Raw genomic sequence first — 21,929 nt, forward strand, 5'->3', positions numbered from 1 at the left:
GAAAGTATTTATATTAAAAATACATACAGAAAATTAATACACAATATATATAAGTTATGAATGCGGTGGCTGAATAAAGCTATTTTTATTCATCAAGAAAATAGCCATACTGACGCCTTCAATGGATATTGATATTCACTACAGATATTGTTCGCAGCAGACAGGATGTATTTATTATGCCAACAGTTCTCTCTCGCATGGTGATGCAATTCAAAAAAGCAGCCTGGATAATTCCCGTCATCATGGTTTCGGGATGCTCATTATCTCCGGCGATCCCGGTGATTGGCGCTTATTATCCCAGCTGGTTTTTCTGCGCTATTGCCAGCCTTATTGTGACACTCATCACGAGGCGAATTATTCAGAGGGCAAATATCAATCTGGCATTTGTCGGAATTATTTATACCGCCCTTTTTGCTCTCTACGCCATGCTGTTCTGGCTGGCATTTTTCTAATCTATTTGAGATGCGCTCATGGAAAGTACGCCGAAAAAAGCTCCTCGCAGTAAGATCCCTGCCCTGCTGGTCGTTGCGCTGGCGCTGGTTGCCCTCGTTTTCGTTATCTGGCGCGTAGACAGTGCGCCATCAACCAACGACGCTTATGCTTCTGCCGATACCATCGATGTAGTGCCGGAAGTCAGCGGTCGTATTGTGGAACTGGCAGTCACAGACAACCAGGCAGTCAAACAGGGCGATTTGCTGTTCCGCATCGACCCTCGCCCATACGAAGCGAATCTGGCGAAAGCCGAAGCCTCCCTCGCGGCGCTGGATAAGCAAATTATGCTCACCCAGCGTAGCGTTGACGCGCAACAGTTTGGCGCCGACTCAGTTAACGCAACAGTAGAAAAAGCCCGTGCCGCCGCGAAACAGGCCACAGATACATTACGCCGCACCGAGCCATTACTGAAAGAAGGTTTTGTCTCAGCGGAAGACGTTGACCGTGCAAGAACGGCGCAGCGCGCCGCAGAAGCGGATCTTAATGCCGTATTGTTACAGGCGCAGTCAGCCGCCAGCGCCGTCAGCGGCGTCGATGCGCTGGTCGCCCAACGTGCGGCGGTGGAAGCGGATATCGCGCTAACCAAACTGCATCTGGAAATGGCAACCGTCCGCGCGCCGTTTGATGGTCGGGTCATTTCCCTCAAAACCTCGGTTGGGCAATTTGCTTCTGCCATGCGCCCTATTTTCACGCTAATTGACACTCGTCACTGGTACGTTATCGCCAACTTCCGCGAAACCGATCTGAAAAATATTCATGCCGGTACGCCTGCGACGATTCGCCTGATGAGCGACAGCGGCAAAACCTTCGAGGGTAAAGTGGATTCCATTGGCTACGGCGTGCTGCCGGATGACGGCGGTCTGGTGCTGGGCGGCCTGCCGAAAGTGTCTCGCTCTATTAACTGGGTTCGCGTTGCCCAGCGTTTTCCGGTCAAAATCATGGTCGATAAACCTGACCCGGAAATGTTCCGTATTGGCGCGTCGGCAGTCGCTAATCTTGAGCCGCAATAATGAGCGCGCTCAACTCCCTGCCATTACCGGTGGTCAGGCTGCTGGCGTTCTTTCATGAAGAGTTAAGCGAGCGGCGACCTGGTCGTGTGCCGCAGACCGTGCAGCTCTGGGTAGGCTGCCTGCTGGTGATTCTGATCTCAATGACCTTCGAGATCCCCTTCGTGGCGTTATCACTGGCAGTGCTGTTTTACGGTATTCAGTCGAACGCGTTTTACACCAAATTTGTCGCGATCTTATTTGTGGTTGCCACGGTGCTGGAGATCGGCAGCCTGTTTTTGATCTACAAATGGTCATACGGCGAACCGTTGATCAGATTGATCATCGCAGGTCCTGTCCTGATGGGCTGCATGTTTTTGATGCGCACCCATCGGCTGGGACTGGTCTTTTTCGCCGTCGCCATTGTCGCCATTTACGGGCAAACCTTCCCCGCCATGCTCGACTACCCGGAAGTGGTCGTGCGCTTAACGCTGTGGTGTATCGTTGTCGGCCTCTATCCAACCTTGCTGATGACGTTAATCGGCGTGCTGTGGTTTCCCAGCCGCGCTATTACGCAGATGCATCAGGCGCTTAATGATCGGCTTGATGACGCGGTACGTCACCTGACAGAAAGCCTTGCGCCGCTACCCGAAACGCGGATTGAAAGAGAGGCGCTGGCGCTGCAAAAACTGAATGTCTTTTGCCTCGCGGACGACGCCGACTGGCGAACCCATAATGTTACAGCTTGGTCAGATGGACCCGCACACGCCGCCAACGCCCGCCGCCAAACCGCCGTCAATGGTCGCCGATGCCTTTACTAATCCGGACTATATGCGTTACGCGGTAAAAACGCTGCTGGCCTGTTTGATCTGTTATACCTTCTACAGCGGCGTGGACTGGGAAGGCATTCACACCTGTATGCTGACCTGCGTGATCGTCGCTAACCCCAATATCGGTTCTTCGTACCAGAAGATGGCGCTACGTTTTGGCGGAGCTTTTTGCGGTGCAATTCTGGCGTTGCTGTTTACGCTACTGGTCATGCCATGGCTGGACAACATTGTCGAATTGCTGCTCGTACTGGCACCGATTTTCCTGGTGGGCGCGTGGTTCGCCACCAGCTCTGAGCGTTCTTCTTATATCGGCACGCAGATGGTGGTGACCTTTGCTCTCGCCACGCTCGAAAACGTCTTTGGTCCGGTTTACGACCTGGTGGAAATACGCGATCGTGCCATCGGCATTCTTATCGGTACGGCGGTATCGGCGGTGATTTACACCTTTGTCTGGCCTGAAAGCGAAGCGCGTGCACTGCCGCAAAAACTGGCTGGCGCGCTGGGTATGTTAAGCAAACTGATGCGTATCCCGCGCCAGCAGGAAGTCACGGCTCTGCGCACTTATCTGCAAATTCGTATAGGTCTACATGCGGCGTTTAATGCCTGTGAAGAAATGTGCCAACGCGTGGCGCTTGAACGTCAACTGGACGGCGATGAACGCGCCTTACTGATTGAACGCTCGCAAACAGTTATTCGTCAGGGACGCGACATTCTTCACGCCTGGGATGCCACCTGGAACTCGGCTCAGGCGCTGGATCACGCGCTCCAGCCGGACAGAGCCAGCCACTTTGCCGACGCACTGGAGAAATACACTGCCGGTCTGGCAACCGCGCTCAGCCGTTCTCCTCAAATAACGCTTGAAGAGATACCCGCCTCGCAGGCCATCCTGCCCACCTTATTAAAACAGGAGCAACACGTCTGTCAGCTCATCGCCCGCTTGCCAGACTGGACAGCCCCGGCATTAACGCCCGCCACGGAACAGGCACAAGGAGCCACTCAATGATCAATCGTCAACTTTCACGCTTGTTGTTGTGCAGCATTCTCGGCAGCACGACGCTGATTTCCGGCTGTGCGTTAGTGCGTAAGGATTCAGCCCCTCATCAACAGCTTAAACCAGAGCAGATCAAACTTGCCGATGATATTCATCTTGCCAGTTCCGGCTGGCCGCAAGCGCAGTGGTGGAGACAGTTTAATGATCCACAACTGGATGCGCTGATCCAACGGACGTTAAGCGGTTCTCACACCCTCGCCGAAGCGAAATTGCGGGAAGAAAAAGCGCGGTCGCAGGCAGATTTGTTAGATGCTGGTTCACAATTGCAGGTGGCGGCGTTAGGGATGCTCAACCGCCAGCGCGTCTCTGCCAACGGCTTTTTAAGCCCTTATGCGATGGATGCGCCCGCACTGGGAATGGATGGTCCGTACTACACCGAAGCCACCGTAGGTTTATTTGCTGGACTGGATCTCGATTTATGGGGCGTACATCGCTCAGCGGTTGCCGCCGCCATTGGCGCGCATAACGCCGCGCTGGCAGAAACTGCGGCAGTGGAACTGTCGCTCACTACAGGCGTAGCGCAGCTTTATTACAGTATGCAGGCCAGCTACCAGATGCTCGATCTGTTAGAGCAAACCCGCAGCGTGATTGATTACGCGGTGAAAGCGCATCAGAGCAAAGTGGCGCACGGCCTGGAAGCGCAAGTACCGTTCCACGGCGCGCGGGCGCAGATTCTGGCGGTCGATAAACAAATTGCTGCCGTCAAAGGGCAAATCACTGAAACACGAGAATCTCTGCGCGCATTGACTGGCGCGGGCGCCAGCGATATGCCGGAGATCAAACCAGTGGCGTTACCACAGGTACAGACCGGCATTCCGGCGACACTCTCTTATGAGTTGCTCGCCAGACGTCCGGATCTGCAAGCCATGCGCTGGTATGTTCAGGCGTCATTAAATCAGGTGGATTCCGCGCGGGCGCTGTTCTACCCAAGCTTTGATATCAAAGCGTTTTTCGGCCTGGATTCCATTCACCTGGATACCTTATTCAAAAAAAGCAGTCGCCAGTTCAACTTCATTCCAGGCCTGAAATTGCCGCTGTTTGACGGTGGACGGTTGAATGCCAATCTCGAAGGCACTCGTGCCGCCAGCAACATGATGATTGAACGCTACAACCAGTCCGTGCTGAACGCAGTGCGCGATGTCGCAGTCAATGGCACGCGTCTGCAAACGCTGAATGACGAGCGGAAGATGCAGGCAGAACGCGTAGAAGCGACCCGCTTCACCCAGCGCGCCGCCGACGCCGCCTACAAGCGCGGTTTAACCAGCCGCTTACAGGCAACCGAAGCCGAATTGCCGGTGCTTGCCGAAGAGATGTCATTACTGATGCTGGATAGCCGCCGCGTGATCCAAAGCATTCAGTTGATGAAATCGCTGGGCGGCGGGTATCAGGCGGCTCCCGGCATCGAGAAAAAATAAAATGTCTGCCGCGTGATGGCTGTCACGCGGTATTTCGTTTCGTCACGTCAAAACTGACGACAGCCTGTTTTTCGTCAGAGTTTTGAATAAATAGTGCCCGTAATATCAAGGAATGTCCCCAAATAAAATGTGGCATAAAAGATGCATACTGTAGTCGAGAGCGCGTATGCGTGATTTGATTAACTGGAGCGAGACCGATGAAAAAAGTCGTCACGGTTTGCCCATATTGCGCATCAGGTTGCAAAATCAACCTGGTCGTCGATAACGGCAAAATCGTCCGGGCGGAGGCAGCGCAGGGGAAAACCAACCAGGGTACTCTGTGTCTGAAGGGTTATTATGGCTGGGATTTCATTAACGATACCCAGATCCTGACCCCGCGCCTGAAAACCCCCATGATCCGTCGCCAGCGTGGCGGCAAACTCGAACCTGTTTCCTGGGATGAGGCACTGAATTACGTTGCCGAGCGCCTGAGCGCCATCAAAGAGAAGTACGGTCCGGATGCCATCCAGACGACCGGCTCCTCGCGTGGTACGGGTAACGAAACCAACTATGTAATGCAAAAATTTGCGCGCGCCGTTATTGGTACTAATAACGTTGACTGCTGCGCTCGCGTCTGACACGGCCCATCGGTTGCAGGTCTGCACCAATCGGTCGGTAACGGCGCAATGAGCAATGCCATTAACGAAATTGATAATACCGATTTAGTGTTCGTTTTCGGGTACAACCCGGCAGATTCCCACCCAATCGTGGCGAATCACGTAATTAACGCTAAACGTAACGGGGCGAAAATTATCGTCTGCGATCCGCGCAAAATTGAAACCGCGCGCATTGCTGACATGCACATCGCACTGAAAAACGGCTCGAACATCGCGCTGTTGAATGCGATGGGCCATGTCATTATTGAAGAAAATCTGTACGACAAAGCGTTCGTCGCTTCCCGCACAGAAGGCTTTGAAGAGTATCGTAAAATCGTTGAAGGCTACACGCCGGAGTCGGTTGAAGATATCACCGGCGTCAGCGCCAGTGAGATTCGTCAGGCGGCGCGGATGTATGCCCAGGCCGAAAGCGCATCCATTCTGTGGGGCATGGGTGTTACCCAGTTCTATCAGGGCGTGGAAACCGTGCGTTCTCTGACCAGCCTCGCGATGCTGACCGGTAACCTCGGTAAGCCACATGCGGGCGTTAACCCGGTTCGTGGTCAGAACAACGTGCAGGGTGCCTGCGATATGGGCGCGCTGCCGGATACGTATCCGGGCTATCAGTACGTGAAAGATCCGGCTAACCGCGAGAAATTCGCCAAAGCCTGGGGCGTGGAAAGCCTGCCGGCCCATACCGGTTATCGCATCAGCGAACTGCCGCACCGTGCGGCGCATGGCGAAGTCCGTGCGGCGTACATTATGGGCGAAGATCCGCTGCAAACTGATGCGGAACTGTCGGCAGTACGTAAAGCCTTTGAAGATCTGGAACTGGTCATCGTTCAGGACATCTTTATGACCAAAACCGCGTCGGCGGCGGATGTTATTTTACCGTCAACCTCGTGGGGCGAGCATGAAGGCGTGTTTACTGCGGCTGACCGTGGCTTCCAGCGTTTCTTCAAAGCAGTTGAACCGAAATGGGATCTGAAAACGGACTGGCAAATCATCAGTGAAATCGCCACCCGTATGGGTTATCCGATGCACTACAACAACACCCAGGAGATCTGGGATGAGTTGCGTCATCTGTGCCCGGATTTCTACGGTGCGACTTACGAGAAAATGGGCGAACTGGGCTTCATTCAGTGGCCTTGCCGCGATACTTCAGATGCCGATCAGGGGACTTCTTATCTGTTTAAAGAGAAGTTTGATACCCCGAACGGTCTGGCGCAGTTCTTCACCTGCGACTGGGTAGCGCCAATCGACAAGCTCACCGACGAGTACCCGATGGTACTGTCAACGGTGCGTGAAGTTGGTCACTACTCCTGTCGTTCGATGACTGGTAACTGTGCGGCGCTGGCGGCGCTGGCTGATGAACCTGGCTACGCGCAAATTAATACCGAAGACGCCAAACGTCTGGGTATTGAAGACGAGGCATTGGTTTGGGTGCATTCGCGTAAAGGCAAAATTATCACCCGTGCGCAGGTCAGCGATCGTCCGAACAAAGGAGCGATTTACATGACCTACCAGTGGTGGATTGGTGCCTGTAACGAGCTGGTTACCGAGAACTTAAGCCCGATTACGAAAACGCCGGAGTACAAATACTGCGCCGTGCGCGTCGAGCCGATCGCCGATCAGCGCGCCGCCGAGCAGTACGTGATCGACGAGTACAACAAGTTGAAAACTCGCCTGCGCGAAGCGGCGCTGGCGTAAATCAGTCCCTCTTACAGCCTCCTTTCGGAGGCTGTTTTTTTATCCATTCGAACTCTTTATACTGGTTACTCCCTACCCAATCGTATTATCAAAATGAAAAAAATTATCGCATTGATGTTGTTTTTGACATTCTTTGCCCACGCAAACGACTCCGAACCCGGCAGCCAGTATGTAAAGGCAGCAGAGGCCGGAGACCGACGCGCACAATATTTTCTTGCCGACAGCTGGTTTAGCTCCGGCGATTTGAGCAAAGCCGAATATTGGGCACAGAAAGCCGCTGACAGCGGTGATGCCGATGCCTGCGCGCTGTTAGCGCAGATCAAAATCACCAATCCGGTCAGTCTGGACTATCCACAAGCAAAAGTGCTCGCCGAGAAAGCAGCGCAGGCGGGCAGTAAAGAAGGTGAAGTGACGCTGGCGCATATTCTGGTTAATAGCCAGGCGGGTAAACCAGATTATCCGAAGGCGATTTCGCTGTTAGAAAACGCCTCGGAAGATCTGGAGAATGATACCGCCGTTGATGCCCAGATGCTGCTTGGCTTGATTTACGCCAACGGCGTGGGCATTACGGCTGACGATGACAAAGCAACCTGGTATTTCAAACGCAGCTCCGCGATTTCCCGTACCGGTTATTCCGAGTACTGGGCGGGGATGATGTTCTTAAACGGTGAAGAGGGTTTTATCGAGAAGAACAAACAAAAGGCGCTGCATTGGTTGAACCTGAGCTGTATGGAAGGGTTTGATACCGGGTGTGAAGAGTTTGAAAAATTAACCAACGGTTAAGATAGGCCTGATAAGACGCGTTAAGCGTCGCATCAGGCGTTGATGTCGGATGCGGCGTAAACGCCTTATCCGACCTACAAAAATCACGCTAAATCAGGCTATTGCACTGTCTGGCGTAGGCCTGATAAGACGCGGCAAGCGTCGCATCAGGCATTGATGTCGGATGCGGAGTAAACGCCTTATCCGACCTACAAAATCACGCTAAATCAGGCTATTGCGCTGTCTGGCGTAGGCCTGATAAGACGCGACAGCGTCGCATCAGGCATCCATACATTGCCGGGTGGATATACCCCCGGCAATCTTCAATTACTGATCCGCAGTCTTATCAAATTTGCCCAGCATTTCACGTTCGTAGGCCATCGCCTTTTTGCGGTCAAATTTGTGTTCCCACTTGGCAATCACCAGCACCGCCAGCGCGTTACCCACCACGTTCAGCGCGGTACGCGCCATGTCGAGGATACGGTCAACACCGGCAATAAACGCCAGACCTTCCAGAGGAATACCGACGCTACCCAGCGTTGCCAGCAGCACCACAAACGACACACCCGGCACGCCAGCAATCCCTTTCGAGGTCACCATCAGCGTCAGCACCAGAATGATTTCCTGCCAGATGGACAAATCAATGCCATACAACTGCGCGATGAAGATAGCGGCAATACTTTGATACAGCGTCGAACCATCAAGGTTAAAAGAGTAACCGGTCGGCACCACGAAGCTGGTGATCGACGCCGGTGCTCCGTAGGCTTCCATCTTCTCAATAATTCGCGGCAGTACGCTTTCAGAGCTGGCAGTGGAGTACGCCAGAATCAGCTCATCTTTCAGAATACGAATCAGGATCCAGACGCTTAACCCGCACAGGCGCGCCACAATTCCCAGCACCACCAGCGCGAAGAACAGAATAGCGAAATGCACCAGCAGCACCAGCTTCGCCAGTGGCCACAGAGAAGAGAAACCAAAGTTAGCCACCGTCACCGCAATCAGCGCAAACACACCCACCGGTGCATAACGCATCACCATGTGAGTCACTTTAAACATGGTTTCAGAGATGGAGCGGAACACGGTCACCAGCGGTTCACGATGCGTCGCGGGCAGGGAGGAAAGCCCCAGACCAAACAGCACCGAGAAGAAGATGATCGGCAGCATTTCGCCTTTCGCCATCGACGCCACAATGTTCGTCGGCACCAGCGACAAAATCGTGCCCATAATGCCGTGGGAACTGCTTTGTACCGCTTCCGTAGTGCTCTGATATTTCGAGATATCGACGGTCGCCAGCTGCGACATATCCACCCCGGCACCGGGCTGGAAGACGTTTGCCAGAGTGATCCCCAGAATGATGGCGACGGTGGTGATCACTTCAAAGTAGATAATGGTTTTCGCGCCAATACGCCCAAGCTGTTTGGCATCACCAACACCCGCGATACCTACCACCAGCGTGGAGATCACAATCGGCACAACAATCATTTTGATCAGGTGGATGAAGATATCACCCGCCGGAGAGAGCAAATTGACGACCAGCCATTCGCGACTGTCGCTATGGTAGTGCAGGTAGCTTCCCAGGAGAATGCCCAGCACCATAGCAAACAGAATCTGCCAGGCCAGGCTGAATTTTATATTTTTCATATGAATGACTTCCTCAATGGAGCACCGTTCCCCGTTCAGAAACGCGAGAACGTGACATACTGCCAGGGCATGAATTGTGTTGCGTTGGTTTGTAGATTTTTTTAACGCTTATGATCAGTATCATTTGCGCGGTATGTTGCGCAACCCTTTAACAACAGAGCTTTTCGCTGCATTAATGCATAATAACGCGAGTTTATGACAGGTTATATGAATAACCATTTGTTATGGAAAGATTTTTATTTGTTTAATCTGCAATAATCGTTAATGGTGATTATTTTTTACATGTATTCATTCGATTATTTTTTACGCAGCTCAATAACATAATCTGCAACGCCGAATGATTAATCCGATCGCCGTTGAAGGAGTTTTGCCATATTAATCGACTCAACCAACTGTGTCCGGTTGACCCTGGGTGAATTGAGATCCATCACTTTTTGCCATAGTTCGATGGCCTGCGCGTAATTCGCCTGCATAAAAGCATCGGAAGCCAGCAGCATCAGGGCGGTAATTTCGTTTTCGTCCAGCGCGAGGGCTTTGTCGATCATTGCGCGAGTCTGGGCGGTCATATGCTGGCTGGCCTGGTAATAAAGCACCGTCGCCAGCGCCGCATACAGTTCAGCGTTCTCACCACGTAGTTGCAACGCCTGACGGTATGCCAGCAGCGAATTACTGTAATCGTTTTGCCACAGGTAATACTCGCCCAGCAACGCCCACTGTTCGCTGTTTTGTGGATTAGCACGAATTTTATCCTGCAATGCCTGAAGCTGCGCTTCCGGGGTTTGCTGGCTGGCAAACTGATGTAGCGGATCGCGCTGACGCTGATACTCCGCACGTACCGCCTGCCATTTTGGGCTTAACAGATAACTACCGACACAGATAAATAACATAAAAATCGTGAGAGTTGTCAGTGTTTTCACCGGTATTTGGTGCTGTTTCATCGCTTCGCCCTCACTCGCCAGAGGAGCAGTGCCATCAGTAGTAACAACACCACTGGCAGCGCCCACAACACCAGCGTCTGACCGGTCAGCGGTGGGTTATAGCGAACAAAATTACCGTAGCGTTCGGTCATCCAGCCAATGATTTCAGCTTCGCTTTTCCCCTCCGCCACCATGCTGTAAACCTGATGGCGCATACTGACTGCCACCGGCGCGTTGGATTCCAGTAAGTTCTGATTTTGGCACTGCGGACAACGTAACTGGCTGGCAATATTTAACGCCTGTTGCTGTTGTTGCGGATTGGCGAATTGCCAGGTGTCTACAACCTGAGCGCGCGCAAAACAGGTAAATAACAGCAGTAGCGTGAGAAGTCCTTTATTCATCGCGCTTCCTCCCCCGCCATCCGCTTAACAATGCGCCCGCAATCATCAACAATCCTCCCCCCCAGATCCAGCGCACACCGCTTTGTACATACAAACGAAAAGCGTAACGATCCGCTCCGGTTTTTTCACCCATGACCGCATACCAGTCATGGATGCCGTTCCAGCGAATTGACGGCTCCATCATTTGCTGACGACGTGCTTCGTAAAAACGCCGCTCCGGTGTCAGTTCACCAATGCGTTGCTGATGGTCAAATAACGCCACTATCGCTTTTTCGCTGGTGTAATTACCTTTGGCTTGTAGATCGAGGCGCTCAAAACGGAAGGTGTATCCTGCCAGCGTCACCTGCTGACCCGGCTGTAAATTCAGGCTGATCTCCTGACGGCTGACGCTGGAGACCACGATCCCGGCGGCAAATAACAGCACGCCCGCATGAGCTACCAGCGCCGGAAGCTGCGCGCGTTTGCCAGAGACAAACGTCGCCAGCACAATCACCACCAGCATCAACAGACCAAACGGTAACGTCGCGCGGTTAAAATACAGCGCGCCAACGGAGAGGCGTCCCCAGCCCAGCAGGCCGTAAATCATCGGATAAAGCGTTCCCACCAGCACGATCAGTAGCACTGCGCAAAACAGCAACAGCGTAGCGAGGATTAACATTTCCCACGATAACACCGAAAAACGCACCACCGGGCCACCGTCCCGCGCTCGCCAGCCATACAGAGCCAAAGACGCAAGGCTAATCAGTGCAAACAGGCTGAACAACGGCACGGCGCGGACGTTATCCAGCGCGAACGCATGAACCGAAACCAGAATGCCAGAACGGACAATTAAGGTGCCCAGCAGCGACAGCATCAGAGTAACTATCGCCAGTAACAGCGACCAGTGGCAGAAAATCCCCCGCTGGCGTGTCAGGGACAAACTGTGCAGCAGCGCAGTGGCAGAAAGCCAGGGTAATAAAGAGGCGTTTTCCACCGGATCCCAGAACCACCAGCCGCCCCAGCCGAGTTCGCAGTAGGCCCACCAGGAACCGAGGATGATCCCCGCAGTTAATGCACTCCAGCCAGGTAACGCCCAGCGCCAGCAAATTCGGGCGCTGGCCGCATCAAACTCGCCGCGCAGTAAACTCGCCAGCGCCACGCTCGCCGCCACCATCAAACCGCCATAGCCGAGATAAAGCAGCGGCGGATGGAAGATAAGACCGGGATGTTGCAGCATCGGATTGAGATCGCGGCCTTCGATTGCTGGTGGAAATATCCGCACGAAGGGATCGGACCACAGCACCACAAACAGTAGCAGTGCGGCGAGCATGAGAGATAAAACGGCTAGCGTCAGCGGAAATAACGGATCGGTTTGCTGCCGATAATGCCAGGCAAACAGCGCGCTCCAGGCGGAAAGTAGCAGCACCCAAAGCAGCAGCGAACCTTCATGACCGCCCCACACCGCCGCCAGTTTGAGTTCCCACGACAGCAGGCTATAGCTATGTTGGGCGACATAAATGACCGAGAAATCGCTGATGAGAAAACAATACGTCAGTACGCCAAAGGCGAGCAGCAGGAGCGCGAACTGCGCCAGAATGCCGATGCTGGTGAGCCGCATCATCGCAGGCCAGCGCAACCGCACACCCGCGAAGGTTGTCAACGGGGTCAACACATTGACCCCAAGACTTAACAACAACGCCAGAAAACCGACTTCAGGAAGGAATACGTCCAGAAACCACCTCTTTTCTGGTTTACGCCACCGTCAACTGTCCGGCGTAGAGAATGAAAAAACGCAGCATCAACACACCGACCAGACTGGCTCCACACGCCGCCAGCACGGCAGGAATGCCGGAACTGCGATTGACCCACGGTTTGAGCAACATTGGCATAATTAGTCCCAGCCCGGCGACACCAAGCCAGAACCACCACGTCCAGAAACCGCCGCCCAACGCCGCCACCAGTGCACGCACTTTACCGTCATCGCCCAGCGCCATGCCGACAAAAAACGCCACCAGCAGGAAGATTTCACCCCATACCACGGGGATTTCCATGCGGTGAACAAAGTGCGCTTCCGTGGAATGCGGATTACTGCGCTGGCGTATCGCCATGGCGATCAGCGCCACTGCCGCACCGGACGAGATGCCGGAGAACAGGAACAGCACCGGCAGGATCGGGTTATTGAGAAACGGATACGATTTCAGCGCCGACAGCAGAAAGCCGGTATAAGCCCCCAACAACACCGCCAGCACCAGCATCAGCGTTTCCAGTCCGCGATGAACGGGTGACAGCAGGTTCAGAACCTTTTGCACGATCCCCAGCTTCGGCAACCAGCGTTGTTGCAGGGCAAGCAAATCGTGTTCAAAGATTTTCGCCAGCCACAGCACCAGCACCACCATGTAGAGCTGAAACAGCATTACCCCCATCGACATCACCGAGGTAAAACTGTAGTGGAACATCAGCTTCCAGAAGGTCCACGGTCTCGTCAGGTGGAAGACGAGGATCAACAGACCGAGGATCACCGCGCCGGGCCCGACAATCAGCGTGGTACGCAGCAACGTACTGTCTGCGCCGCCCGCCTGCGGGTAGAAGCGACGCAGCAACACCGCCAGCGTCACCAGCCCGGCAGAAATCCCCACCAAAAACAGATAGATGGCAATCGGCCAGTCCCACACCAGTGATTCAAAATGAAATGCGGAAGCCTGCGTCATTGACTCACCTCCCCGTATTTAAACGGTACGCGGTACAGCTTCGGTTTGGTTCCCAGCGCCAGCTTGTAGCGGTAAGTGGGCTTCTGGCGCAGCAGTTGCGAAATCTCACTGTTAGGATCGTCCAGATTGCCAAACGTCAGTGCTTTCGTCGGGCAAGCTTCAACGCACGCGGGCAGCTTACCGGCCTGTAAATTGGTCTTACGGCAGAAATCGCATTTGTCCGCCGTCTTCGTGACCGGATGGATAAAGCGCACGCGGTACGGACAAGCGGCGATGCAGTACTGACAACCGACGCAGAGATCCGGATTAACATCGACAATCCCGCTGGCGGCATCGCGAAAAGAGGCGCCGGTCGGGCAGACGTCAACGCAAGGCGCATGGTCGCAGTGCTGGCAAGACTTACGGAAGAAGCGATATTTCACATCAGGAAATTCGCCCAGTGGCTCGCTACGAATAATCGTCAGGCGCGAGACACCTTCCGGCACCTTGTTTACTTCCCGACAAGCATCCATACAGGCGGTACAGCCGATGCATAACGACTCGTCATGCACCATGCCGTAACGCACGCCATTGATATTCAACGTTTTCGCCACCACGCGTCCTGCGGTGCCGCTGACGGCTGCCAGCACGCCGACGCCGGTGAGAAACTGGCGACGTGACCAGGTCATGGCTGCTCCTTAAGCAACGGAACAGACGCCGGGTTAAAGTTCGGATTGGTGCGCTGATCGCTGTGGCAATCGACGCAAATCTTAATCCGTCCTTTGTCACTTAACGTCTGCATCGTATCTTGCTGTGGATGCAGGGAATGGCAGCTGGCGCACGCCACTTTAGTCACGTGGACATCGTGCGGCCAGAACGCTTTTTGCAACTGTTCCGGCAGATGGCAGGACATACAAACACTGTTCTGCTCACCAACGTTGTACATCGGCTCGTTAAAGCGCATCACATCTTTCACCCCTTCGCGGTGTTGCGGTGACGGCTGGCCGTGACAGTTGGTGCAGGTAACCGGCAATTTATTATTCGGGTTGATAACGGAAGCATGTTTGCCATGCATACCTTCGGTGTCTGGCTTATGACAGTCCAGACAGGCGGCATCCGGGTTACGCTGCTGGGTAACTTCGTAGCGATCACCAGATGCCTGCGCCGCAGGGGTAGCGGTAATTCCGTTCAGGCTCCACAACAGGCCCGACGCCAGCACCCCGGCAGTTAATAACGAACGTAATACGCTCATATTCACTCCATTGTGTTTTCCGCCCCTTGCGAGGCGGAACGGGGGTTATTGGCTTAACAGACCGTTTTTACGTGCCTGCTCTTCCCACTGTGGGATCACCGTTTTGATGAAGTCCTGCTTCTCGGCCTTGATTTGTTCCATGTTCAGGCCAATGGCCTGCTGGGCTTTCTCTTTGGTCGAGATATCCGGGATCTGGATTTCATGGGTGATGCCTTTGGTCGCCAGCAAACGCGCCAGTTTGGTACGCGCATCCGCCGCTTTATCCATCGCCGTGCCAAGCATCCGCAGACCTTCTTCCGGCGCGTGCATATGAATGCCGTGGGAAGCGATCGCCAGATCCCAACGCCACTGAGCATGACGGATATCGTCCTGAATCGGCTTCATTTCGGCTTCCGTCGCGCCAGCATCCAGCGCCGCTTTCGCTTCGAAGTGGGCGTGAACCAGTTGATCTTCGACCTTGATTTTCAGGTCGTTAATCGACTGTTTACGCTCCGCGACCAGTTTTTGCAGCGTGGCTTTGTCCTGGGTATGGCAGTTCGCACAAGTCTGGGCGAAGTTATCAAACGGATTGCCAATTTTATGGTCGGTGTAGAGTTTGCCTTCGGCGTTCTGCACTTTTGGCATATGGCAGTCGATACAGGTCACGTTGTTTTTACCGTGAATGCCCGCTGTCCAGGTTTCATATTCCGGGTGCTGCGCTTTCAGCATTGGCGTTTTCGACAGGGAGTTAGTCCAGTCAGAGAAGGCAATTTTGTCGTAATACTGCTCCATGTTTTCGACTTTCATGCCGTTATCCCACGGGAATTTAACGGCTTTGTTTTTGCCGTCGAAGTAATACTCCACATGGCACTGACCGCAAACCATTGATTGCTGGTCGAAGCGTCCGGCTTTCTCAAAAGGTTTACCAATGGCGTCCATCGCGCGAGCCGCATACGGACGGGAAAGGGTTAACTCCGGCTTGCCTTTGGCGAACTCTGGTGAGGCAGTGTTATGGCAATCGGCACAACCTAAATTGTTGACGATTTCCGGGCCGCCGCGCGCCCATTTACCGTGGAAGTAGCCATCTTCACCGTCTTTCTGGATCAGACGCGCCACATCCGGGCTTTTACAACTCCAGCATGCCATCGGTAGCGGACCATCTTCAGCGTTTTTCGGCGCACCGGTACGCAACGTTTCACGTACATCGGTCACAGCAAAGGCATGTCCACGCGGCTTGTTGTAATCGCGTGAGAAGGGATACCCCGCCCACAGGATCACCAGACGTGGATCTTCCGCCAGTGCGTCAACACGCTCTGATTGTTCCGAGGTGGCTTTCCAGGAGAGATATTGATCGGGGTGCTGCGGGGCAAAGGTTTCATTCTTCGCTTCCACAGTTACAGGTTTCGCGGGAGCGGCCGTTTGTTCAGCGTGAACAGAAGTGAAAAAGAAAAAAGGAATCAATAAGCTGAAGATACGGCGTGCGTTTATTTTTATCCTTGTCATAGGGGCTTCATCCAAATTTTGCCATTGAGGAAATGGCAGTTTTTATTGTTTTTTCATAACAGTAACCGCACATACACTGTTATGACATTGCTCGCCCCTATGTGTAACAAATAACCACACTCAGAATGTTGTCTTTAATCAATTGTAAGTGCATGTAAAATACCACTTTAGAGTTAGTCGGTATCTTCCTCTTTTTCAACAGCATGCATAACTGCATGTTCCTCAAAGAATTAATCAACTTTTGTTGGTGTCCTTCAAAAATTACCCTGCCGTTTATTTGCACAATTCTACTTTTGCGTGATCTGTCGCCCAAATACTAAACAAAACTGCCAATACCCCTACATTTAACGCTTATGCCACATATTATTAACATCCTACAAGGAGAACAAAAGCATGAGTCAAATTCACAAACACACCATTCCTGCCAACATCGCAGACCGTTGCCTGATAAACCCTCAGCAGTACGAAGCGATGTATCAACAATCTATTAACGCACCAGATACCTTCTGGGGCGAACAGGGAAAAATTCTCGACTGGATCAAACCCTACCAGAAGGTGAAAAACACCTCCTTTGCCCCGGGTAATGTGTCCATTAAATGGTACGAGGACGGCACGCTAAATCTGGCGGCCAACTGCCTCGACCGCCATCTGCAAGAAAACGGCGATCGCACCGCTATCATCTGGGAAGGCGATGACGCCAGCCAGAGCAAACATATCAGCTATAAAGAGCTGCACCGCGACGTCTGCCGCTTCGCCAATACCCTGCTTGAGCTGGGCATTAAAAAAGGTGATGTGGTGGCGATTTATATGCCGATGGTGCCGGAAGCCGCAGTCGCGATGTTGGCCTGCGCCCGCATTGGTGCGGTGCATTCGGTGATTTTCGGCGGCTTCTCGCCGGAAGCCGTTGCCGGACGTATTATCGATTCCAACTCACGATTGGTGATCACTTCCGACGAAGGTGTACGCGCTGGACGTAGCATTCCGCTGAAGAAAAACGTCGATGACGCGCTGAAAAATCCGAACGTCACCAGCATTGAACATGTGGTTGTACTGAAGCGTACTGGCGGGAAAATCGACTGGCAGGAAGGACGCGACCTGTGGTGGCACGACCTGGTTGAGCAAGCGAGCGATCAGCACCAGCCGGAAGAAGTAAACGCCGAAGATCCGTTGTTTATTCTCTACACCTCCGGTTCTACCGGTAAGCCGAAAGGCGTGCTGCACACTACCGGCGGTTATCTGGTGTACGCGGCGCTGACCTTTAAATATGTCTTTGATTATCATCCGGGCGATATCTACTGGTGCACCGCCGATGTGGGCTGGGTTACCGGACACAGTTACTTGCTGTATGGTCCGCTGGCCTGCGGGGCAACCACGCTGATGTTTGAAGGCGTACCGAACTGGCCGACGCCTGCCCGTATGGCACAGGTGGTGGATAAGCATCAGGTCAATATTCTCTATACCGCACCCACGGCGATTCGCGCACTGATGGCGGAAGGCGATAAAGCGATTGAAGGCACCGATCGTTCGTCGCTACGCATTCTTGGTTCTGTGGGCGAGCCAATTAACCCGGAAGCGTGGGAGTGGTACTGGAAGAAGATCGGCAACGAGAAATGTCCGGTGGTCGATACCTGGTGGCAGACCGAAACCGGCGGTTTCATGATTACCCCACTGCCTGGCGCTACCGAGCTGAAAGCCGGTTCAGCAACACGTCCGTTCTTCGGCGTGCAACCGGCGCTGGTCGATAACGAAGGTAACCCGCTGGAAGGCGCTACCGAAGGCAGCCTGGTGATCACCGACTCCTGGCCGGGTCAGGCGCGCACGCTGTTTGGCGATCACGAGCGTTTTGAACAGACCTACTTTTCCACCTTCAAAAATATGTATTTCAGTGGCGATGGCGCGCGTCGTGACGAAGATGGCTATTACTGGATCACCGGGCGCGTGGACGACGTGTTGAACGTCTCCGGTCACCGTCTGGGGACAGCGGAGATTGAGTCGGCGCTGGTGGCGCATCCGAAGATAGCCGAAGCCGCTGTCGTCGGTATTCCGCACAATATTAAAGGTCAGGCGATCTACGCCTACGTCACGCTTAATCACGGGGAGGAACCGTCACCAGAACTGTACGCAGAAGTCCGCAACTGGGTGCGTAAAGAGATTGGCCCGCTGGCAACGCCAGACGTGCTGCACTGGACCGACTCCCTGCCTAAAACCCGCTCCGGCAAAATTATGCGCCGTATTCTGCGCAAAATTGCGGCGGGCGATACCAGCAACCTGGGCGATACCTCGACGCTTGCCGATCCTGGCGTAGTCGAGAAGCTGCTTGAAGAGAAGCAGGCTATCGCAATGCCGTCGTAACCCACAATTGCCGGATGCGAGTCGGTAACGGTTTGTAGGCCTGATAAGACGCGACAGCGTCGCATCAGGCATTGATTGCCGGATGCGGCGTATAACGCCTTATCCGGCCTAGATTCGGCAAGGGTTACCTGAGCGATAACCTTCTCCCATAAGGGAGCGGGAATTAAAACAATCCCTACATTACCTCTGGAGAATCTGTGATGAATGGCACTATTTATCAGCGGATAGAAGACAATGCGCATTTCAGGGAGTTAGTCGAAAAACGGCAACGGTTTGCCACCATCCTGTCGATTATTATGCTGGCAGTTTATATCGGCTTTATTTTACTGATCGCCTTCGCGCCCGGCTGGCTGGGCACTCCGCTGAACCCGAACACCAGCGTCACACGCGGGATTCCAGTCGGTGTTGGAGTGATTGTGATCTCCTTTGTTCTCACTGGTATCTACATCTGGCGGGCGAACGGCGAATTTGACCGTCTTAATAATGAAGTCCTGCATGAGGTACAAGCATCATGAAAAGAGTTCTGACGGCGCTTGCCGCCACACTCCCTTTCGCAGCTAACGCGGCGGATGCTATTAGCGGGGCCGTAGAGCGCCAGCCGACGAACTGGCAGGCGATTATTATGTTCCTGATTTTCGTCGTGTTTACGCTCGGTATTACCTACTGGGCGTCAAAACGTGTACGTTCTCGTAATGACTACTACACCGCAGGCGGCAATATCACCGGTTTCCAGAACGGGCTGGCGATTGCGGGTGACTATATGTCTGCCGCCTCATTTTTGGGCATCTCCGCGCTGGTGTTTACCTCCGGCTATGACGGCTTAATTTACTCGCTGGGCTTCCTGGTGGGCTGGCCAATTATTCTGTTCCTGATTGCCGAACGTCTGCGTAACCTCGGTCGCTATACCTTTGCGGATGTGGCCTCGTACCGTCTGAAACAAGGGCCGATTCGTATTCTTTCGGCCTGTGGTTCTCTGGTGGTCGTGGCGCTTTACCTTATCGCCCAGATGGTAGGCGCAGGTAAACTGATCGAACTGTTGTTTGGCCTTAACTATCACATTGCGGTGGTTCTGGTCGGCGTACTGATGATGATGTACGTCCTGTTCGGCGGAATGCTGGCGACCACCTGGGTACAGATTATCAAAGCCGTACTGTTGCTGTTCGGTGCCAGCTTTATGGCCTTTATGGTGATGAAACATGTTGGCTTTAGCTTCAACAATCTGTTCAGCGAAGCGATGGCGGTGCACCCGAAAGGTGTCGACATCATGAAGCCGGGCGGGCTGGTGAAAGATCCAATATCTGCGCTGTCGCTGGGGCTGGGGCTGATGTTTGGTACGGCTGGCTTACCGCATATTCTGATGCGCTTCTTTACGGTCAGCGATGCCCGTGAAGCGCGTAAGAGCGTGTTCTACGCCACCGGATTTATGGGCTACTTCTATATCCTGACCTTTATTATCGGTTTTGGCGCGATCATGCTGGTCGGTGCGAATCCGGCCTATAAAGACGCGGCAGGGGCGCTGATTGGCGGTAACAACATGGCGGCGGTTCACCTGGCCAATGCGGTAGGCGGTAACCTGTTCCTCGGCTTTATTTCAGCGGTTGCTTTCGCCACCATCCTCGCGGTGGTTGCCGGTCTGACGCTGGCAGGTGCATCGGCGGTTTCGCATGACCTTTACGCCAACGTCTTCAAAAAAGGCGCGACCGAACGTGAAGAGCTGCGGGTATCGAAAATCACCGTCCTGATTTTGGGCGTGATTGCCATTATCCTCGGTGTCCTGTTTGAAAATCAGAACATCGCCTTCATGGTGGGTCTGGCGTTTGCCATCGCGGCGAGCTGTAACTTCCCAATCATTCTGCTTTCTATGTACTGGTCGAAACTGACCACGCGTGGTGCGATGCTGGGGGGTTGGCTGGGGCTGATTACCGCTGTAGTGCTGATGATCCTCGGCCCGACTATTTGGGTACAGATCCTTGGTCACGAAAAAGCCATCTTCCCGTATGAATACCCGGCGCTGTTCTCGATCACCGTGGCATTCCTCGGCATCTGGTTCTTCTCGGCAACCGATAATTCAGCGGAAGGGGCGCGTGAGCGTGAACTGTTCCGTGCGCAGTTTATCCGTTCCCAGACAGGCTTTGGCGTTGAGCAAGGCCGCGCACATTAATCTCTACCCTTCCCCGGTCAGGCGACCGGGGAATTTCTTCAGAACATCATCCAGGCCACCAGCGGCGAAACCAGTACCATTAATACGCCAGAAAGCATCATGACCAGACTGGCAACCACGCCCTCTTGTTGACCCAATTCATACGATCGCGCGATCCCGGCGCCATGAGACGCCGCGCCAAATCCGGCACCTTTCGCCATCCCTTCGCGAATCGAGAGACGTAAAAACAGCACGTCGCCAATCGCCATGCCAAACACGCCGGTGACCACCACAAACAACGCCACCAGATCAGGCTGTCCGCCGAGCGACTGGCTCGCTGCCAGAGCAAATGGTGTAGTGACCGAACGCACCGCCAGGCTACGCTGGATCTCATCCGACAGGGTAAATAATCGTGCCAGCCACACCGAGCTGGTCACTGCCACCACCGTTGCCGTCAGTACGCCCGCCGTCAGCGACATCCAGTGACGTTTAATGATCGCCCGATTGTCATACACCGGCACCGCAAAGGCGATGGTTGCCGGGCCTAATAGCCATAGTAGCCAGTGCGCTTCGCCAATATAGTTTTGCCAGGAAATATTGCCAAAAACCAGCAGCATAACCAGTAGCGCAGGCGTCAGCACCAGAGGCATCAACGGCAGTTTACGAAAGCGGCGATAAAGGCGTTTGTTAAGAAAATAGATAACCAGGGTTATCGCCAGACAAAGCACACTTAACTGAAAATTAGTCACGGTTTAACCTGCGCATTTCATAGCGATAGACTTTTTCCACTACCCAGGCGGTCGTGCCCAATACCATCACCGTGCTCAACGCGATCACTGCAAAAATACGCCAACCATCCACCAGCAATAGTTGTGCATAGTTCACCACCGCCACCACGGCAGGAACAAAAAACAGCAGCATTTCAGCCAGTAACCAGCGCGCCCCGGCACGTACCCATTGCAGAGGAATAATGCGGCAAACAATCAGCGCCAGCATCAGGATCATCCCCACCAGGTTGGCAGGCAGCGGCAAATGCAGCCAGGAGACGAGATATTGCGCAAAAATAAATAAACCTGCATACAGCACAACCTGCACAAATACCTGAAGAGATTGCACAACGGCAGGGGTAATGCGGCGAAGCGCCACGGACATGAGGGGATATCCTGAAAATAAAACAGAACGTTAAGTATAGAGAGC

General features: G+C 53.7%; 18 protein-coding genes and 1 pseudogene. 9 read left to right on the top strand and 10 right to left on the bottom strand.

What is annotated here, in order from left to right; genetic code table 11:
- Positions 1-176 precede the first annotated feature (176 nt).
- From A7098_RS12820 to yjcO, 6 genes and pseudogenes are all read left to right on the top strand, one after another.
- Positions 177-452: a YtcA family lipoprotein gene (locus A7098_RS12820; RefSeq protein WP_010344852.1), complete on the top strand. Its 276-nt coding sequence runs from the start codon at positions 177-179 to the stop codon at positions 450-452.
- An 18-nt stretch (positions 453-470) separates the two neighbouring features.
- Positions 471-1,502 carry a multidrug efflux transporter periplasmic adaptor subunit MdtN gene (mdtN, locus tag A7098_RS12825; RefSeq protein ID WP_105280897.1) on the top strand — a complete coding sequence of 344 codons (1,032 nt, stop codon included), beginning with the start codon at positions 471-473 and terminating at the stop codon, positions 1,500-1,502.
- Positions 1,502-3,311 (top strand): annotated as a pseudogene (locus A7098_RS12830) (FUSC family protein). Before mdtN ends, A7098_RS12830 begins: the two are co-directional and overlap by 1 nt.
- A complete protein-coding gene (gene mdtP, locus A7098_RS12835) occupies positions 3,308-4,774 on the top strand; it encodes a multidrug efflux transporter outer membrane subunit MdtP (RefSeq protein ID WP_105280898.1) in 1,467 nt (488 codons plus the stop codon). Before A7098_RS12830 ends, mdtP begins: the two are co-directional and overlap by 4 nt.
- 197 nt (positions 4,775-4,971) lie before the next feature.
- Complete coding sequence (gene fdhF, locus A7098_RS12840) at positions 4,972-7,119, top strand: formate dehydrogenase subunit alpha (protein ID WP_077629703.1); 2,148 nt, start codon at positions 4,972-4,974, stop codon at positions 7,117-7,119.
- Positions 7,120-7,212: 93 nt separating this feature from the next.
- Entirely contained in the window at positions 7,213-7,902 is a 690-nt protein-coding gene (gene yjcO, locus A7098_RS12845) for a Sel1 family TPR-like repeat protein YjcO (RefSeq protein WP_105280899.1), read from the top strand.
- 306 nt (positions 7,903-8,208) lie between these two features.
- On the opposite strand, the gene gltP is transcribed toward yjcO, so the two are convergent.
- The 8 genes from gltP to nrfA form a co-directional block, all read right to left on the bottom strand.
- The gene (gene gltP / locus A7098_RS12850; protein ID WP_000789605.1) at positions 8,209-9,522 is read right to left on the bottom strand and encodes a glutamate/aspartate:proton symporter GltP; all 1,314 of its coding nucleotides are present in this window, start codon (positions 9,520-9,522) and stop codon (positions 8,209-8,211) included.
- Positions 9,523-9,863: 341 nt separating this feature from the next.
- Positions 9,864-10,460: a heme lyase NrfEFG subunit NrfG gene (gene nrfG, locus A7098_RS12860; RefSeq protein ID WP_105280900.1), complete on the bottom strand. Its 597-nt coding sequence runs from the start codon at positions 10,458-10,460 to the stop codon at positions 9,864-9,866.
- A complete protein-coding gene (gene nrfF / locus A7098_RS12865; RefSeq protein WP_105280901.1) occupies positions 10,457-10,840 on the bottom strand; it encodes a heme lyase NrfEFG subunit NrfF in 384 nt (127 codons plus the stop codon). The genes nrfG and nrfF overlap by 4 nt, the downstream gene beginning before the upstream one ends.
- Entirely contained in the window at positions 10,833-12,551 is a 1,719-nt protein-coding gene (locus A7098_RS12870) for a heme lyase CcmF/NrfE family subunit (protein ID WP_105280902.1), read from the bottom strand. The genes nrfF and A7098_RS12870 overlap by 8 nt, the downstream gene beginning before the upstream one ends.
- 19 nt (positions 12,552-12,570) lie before the next feature.
- Entirely contained in the window at positions 12,571-13,527 is a 957-nt protein-coding gene (nrfD, locus tag A7098_RS12875; RefSeq protein WP_105280903.1) for a cytochrome c nitrite reductase subunit NrfD, read from the bottom strand.
- A complete protein-coding gene (nrfC, locus tag A7098_RS12880) occupies positions 13,524-14,195 on the bottom strand; it encodes a cytochrome c nitrite reductase Fe-S protein (RefSeq protein WP_105280904.1) in 672 nt (223 codons plus the stop codon). Before nrfC ends, nrfD begins: the two co-directional genes overlap by 4 nt.
- Positions 14,192-14,758 (bottom strand): cytochrome c nitrite reductase pentaheme subunit, encoded by a 567-nt coding sequence (nrfB, locus tag A7098_RS12885; RefSeq protein ID WP_010344836.1) that lies wholly within the window; start codon positions 14,756-14,758, stop codon positions 14,192-14,194. Before nrfB ends, nrfC begins: the two co-directional genes overlap by 4 nt.
- 45 nt (positions 14,759-14,803) lie before the next feature.
- Positions 14,804-16,240, bottom strand: a complete 1,437-nt coding sequence (nrfA, locus tag A7098_RS12890) for an ammonia-forming nitrite reductase cytochrome c552 subunit (protein WP_105280905.1) — start codon at positions 16,238-16,240, stop codon at positions 14,804-14,806.
- A 393-nt stretch (positions 16,241-16,633) separates the two neighbouring features.
- Here nrfA and acs point away from each other — a divergent pair, with 393 nt between their 5' ends.
- The 3 genes from acs (at position 16,634) to actP (ending at position 20,753) form a co-directional block, all read left to right on the top strand.
- Positions 16,634-18,592: an acetate--CoA ligase gene (gene acs / locus A7098_RS12905; RefSeq protein WP_000078202.1), complete on the top strand. Its 1,959-nt coding sequence runs from the start codon at positions 16,634-16,636 to the stop codon at positions 18,590-18,592.
- Positions 18,593-18,792: 200 nt separating this feature from the next.
- Entirely contained in the window at positions 18,793-19,107 is a 315-nt protein-coding gene (locus A7098_RS12910; RefSeq protein WP_001296646.1) for a DUF485 domain-containing protein, read from the top strand.
- A complete protein-coding gene (gene actP, locus A7098_RS12915) occupies positions 19,104-20,753 on the top strand; it encodes a cation/acetate symporter ActP (protein ID WP_000832546.1) in 1,650 nt (549 codons plus the stop codon). The genes A7098_RS12910 and actP overlap by 4 nt, the downstream gene beginning before the upstream one ends.
- 38 nt (positions 20,754-20,791) lie before the next feature.
- Here actP and A7098_RS12920 read toward each other — a convergent pair whose 3' ends face one another.
- Positions 20,792-21,481, bottom strand: a complete 690-nt coding sequence (locus A7098_RS12920) for an LrgB family protein (protein WP_105280906.1) — start codon at positions 21,479-21,481, stop codon at positions 20,792-20,794.
- Positions 21,474-21,884: a CidA/LrgA family protein gene (locus A7098_RS12925; RefSeq protein ID WP_000109436.1), complete on the bottom strand. Its 411-nt coding sequence runs from the start codon at positions 21,882-21,884 to the stop codon at positions 21,474-21,476. The genes A7098_RS12920 and A7098_RS12925 overlap by 8 nt, the downstream gene beginning before the upstream one ends.
- Positions 21,885-21,929 lie beyond the last annotated feature (45 nt).

This window comes from Escherichia sp. MOD1-EC7011 (assembly GCF_002965005.1).
Classification (GTDB): Bacteria; Pseudomonadota; Gammaproteobacteria; order Enterobacterales; family Enterobacteriaceae; genus Escherichia; species Escherichia ruysiae.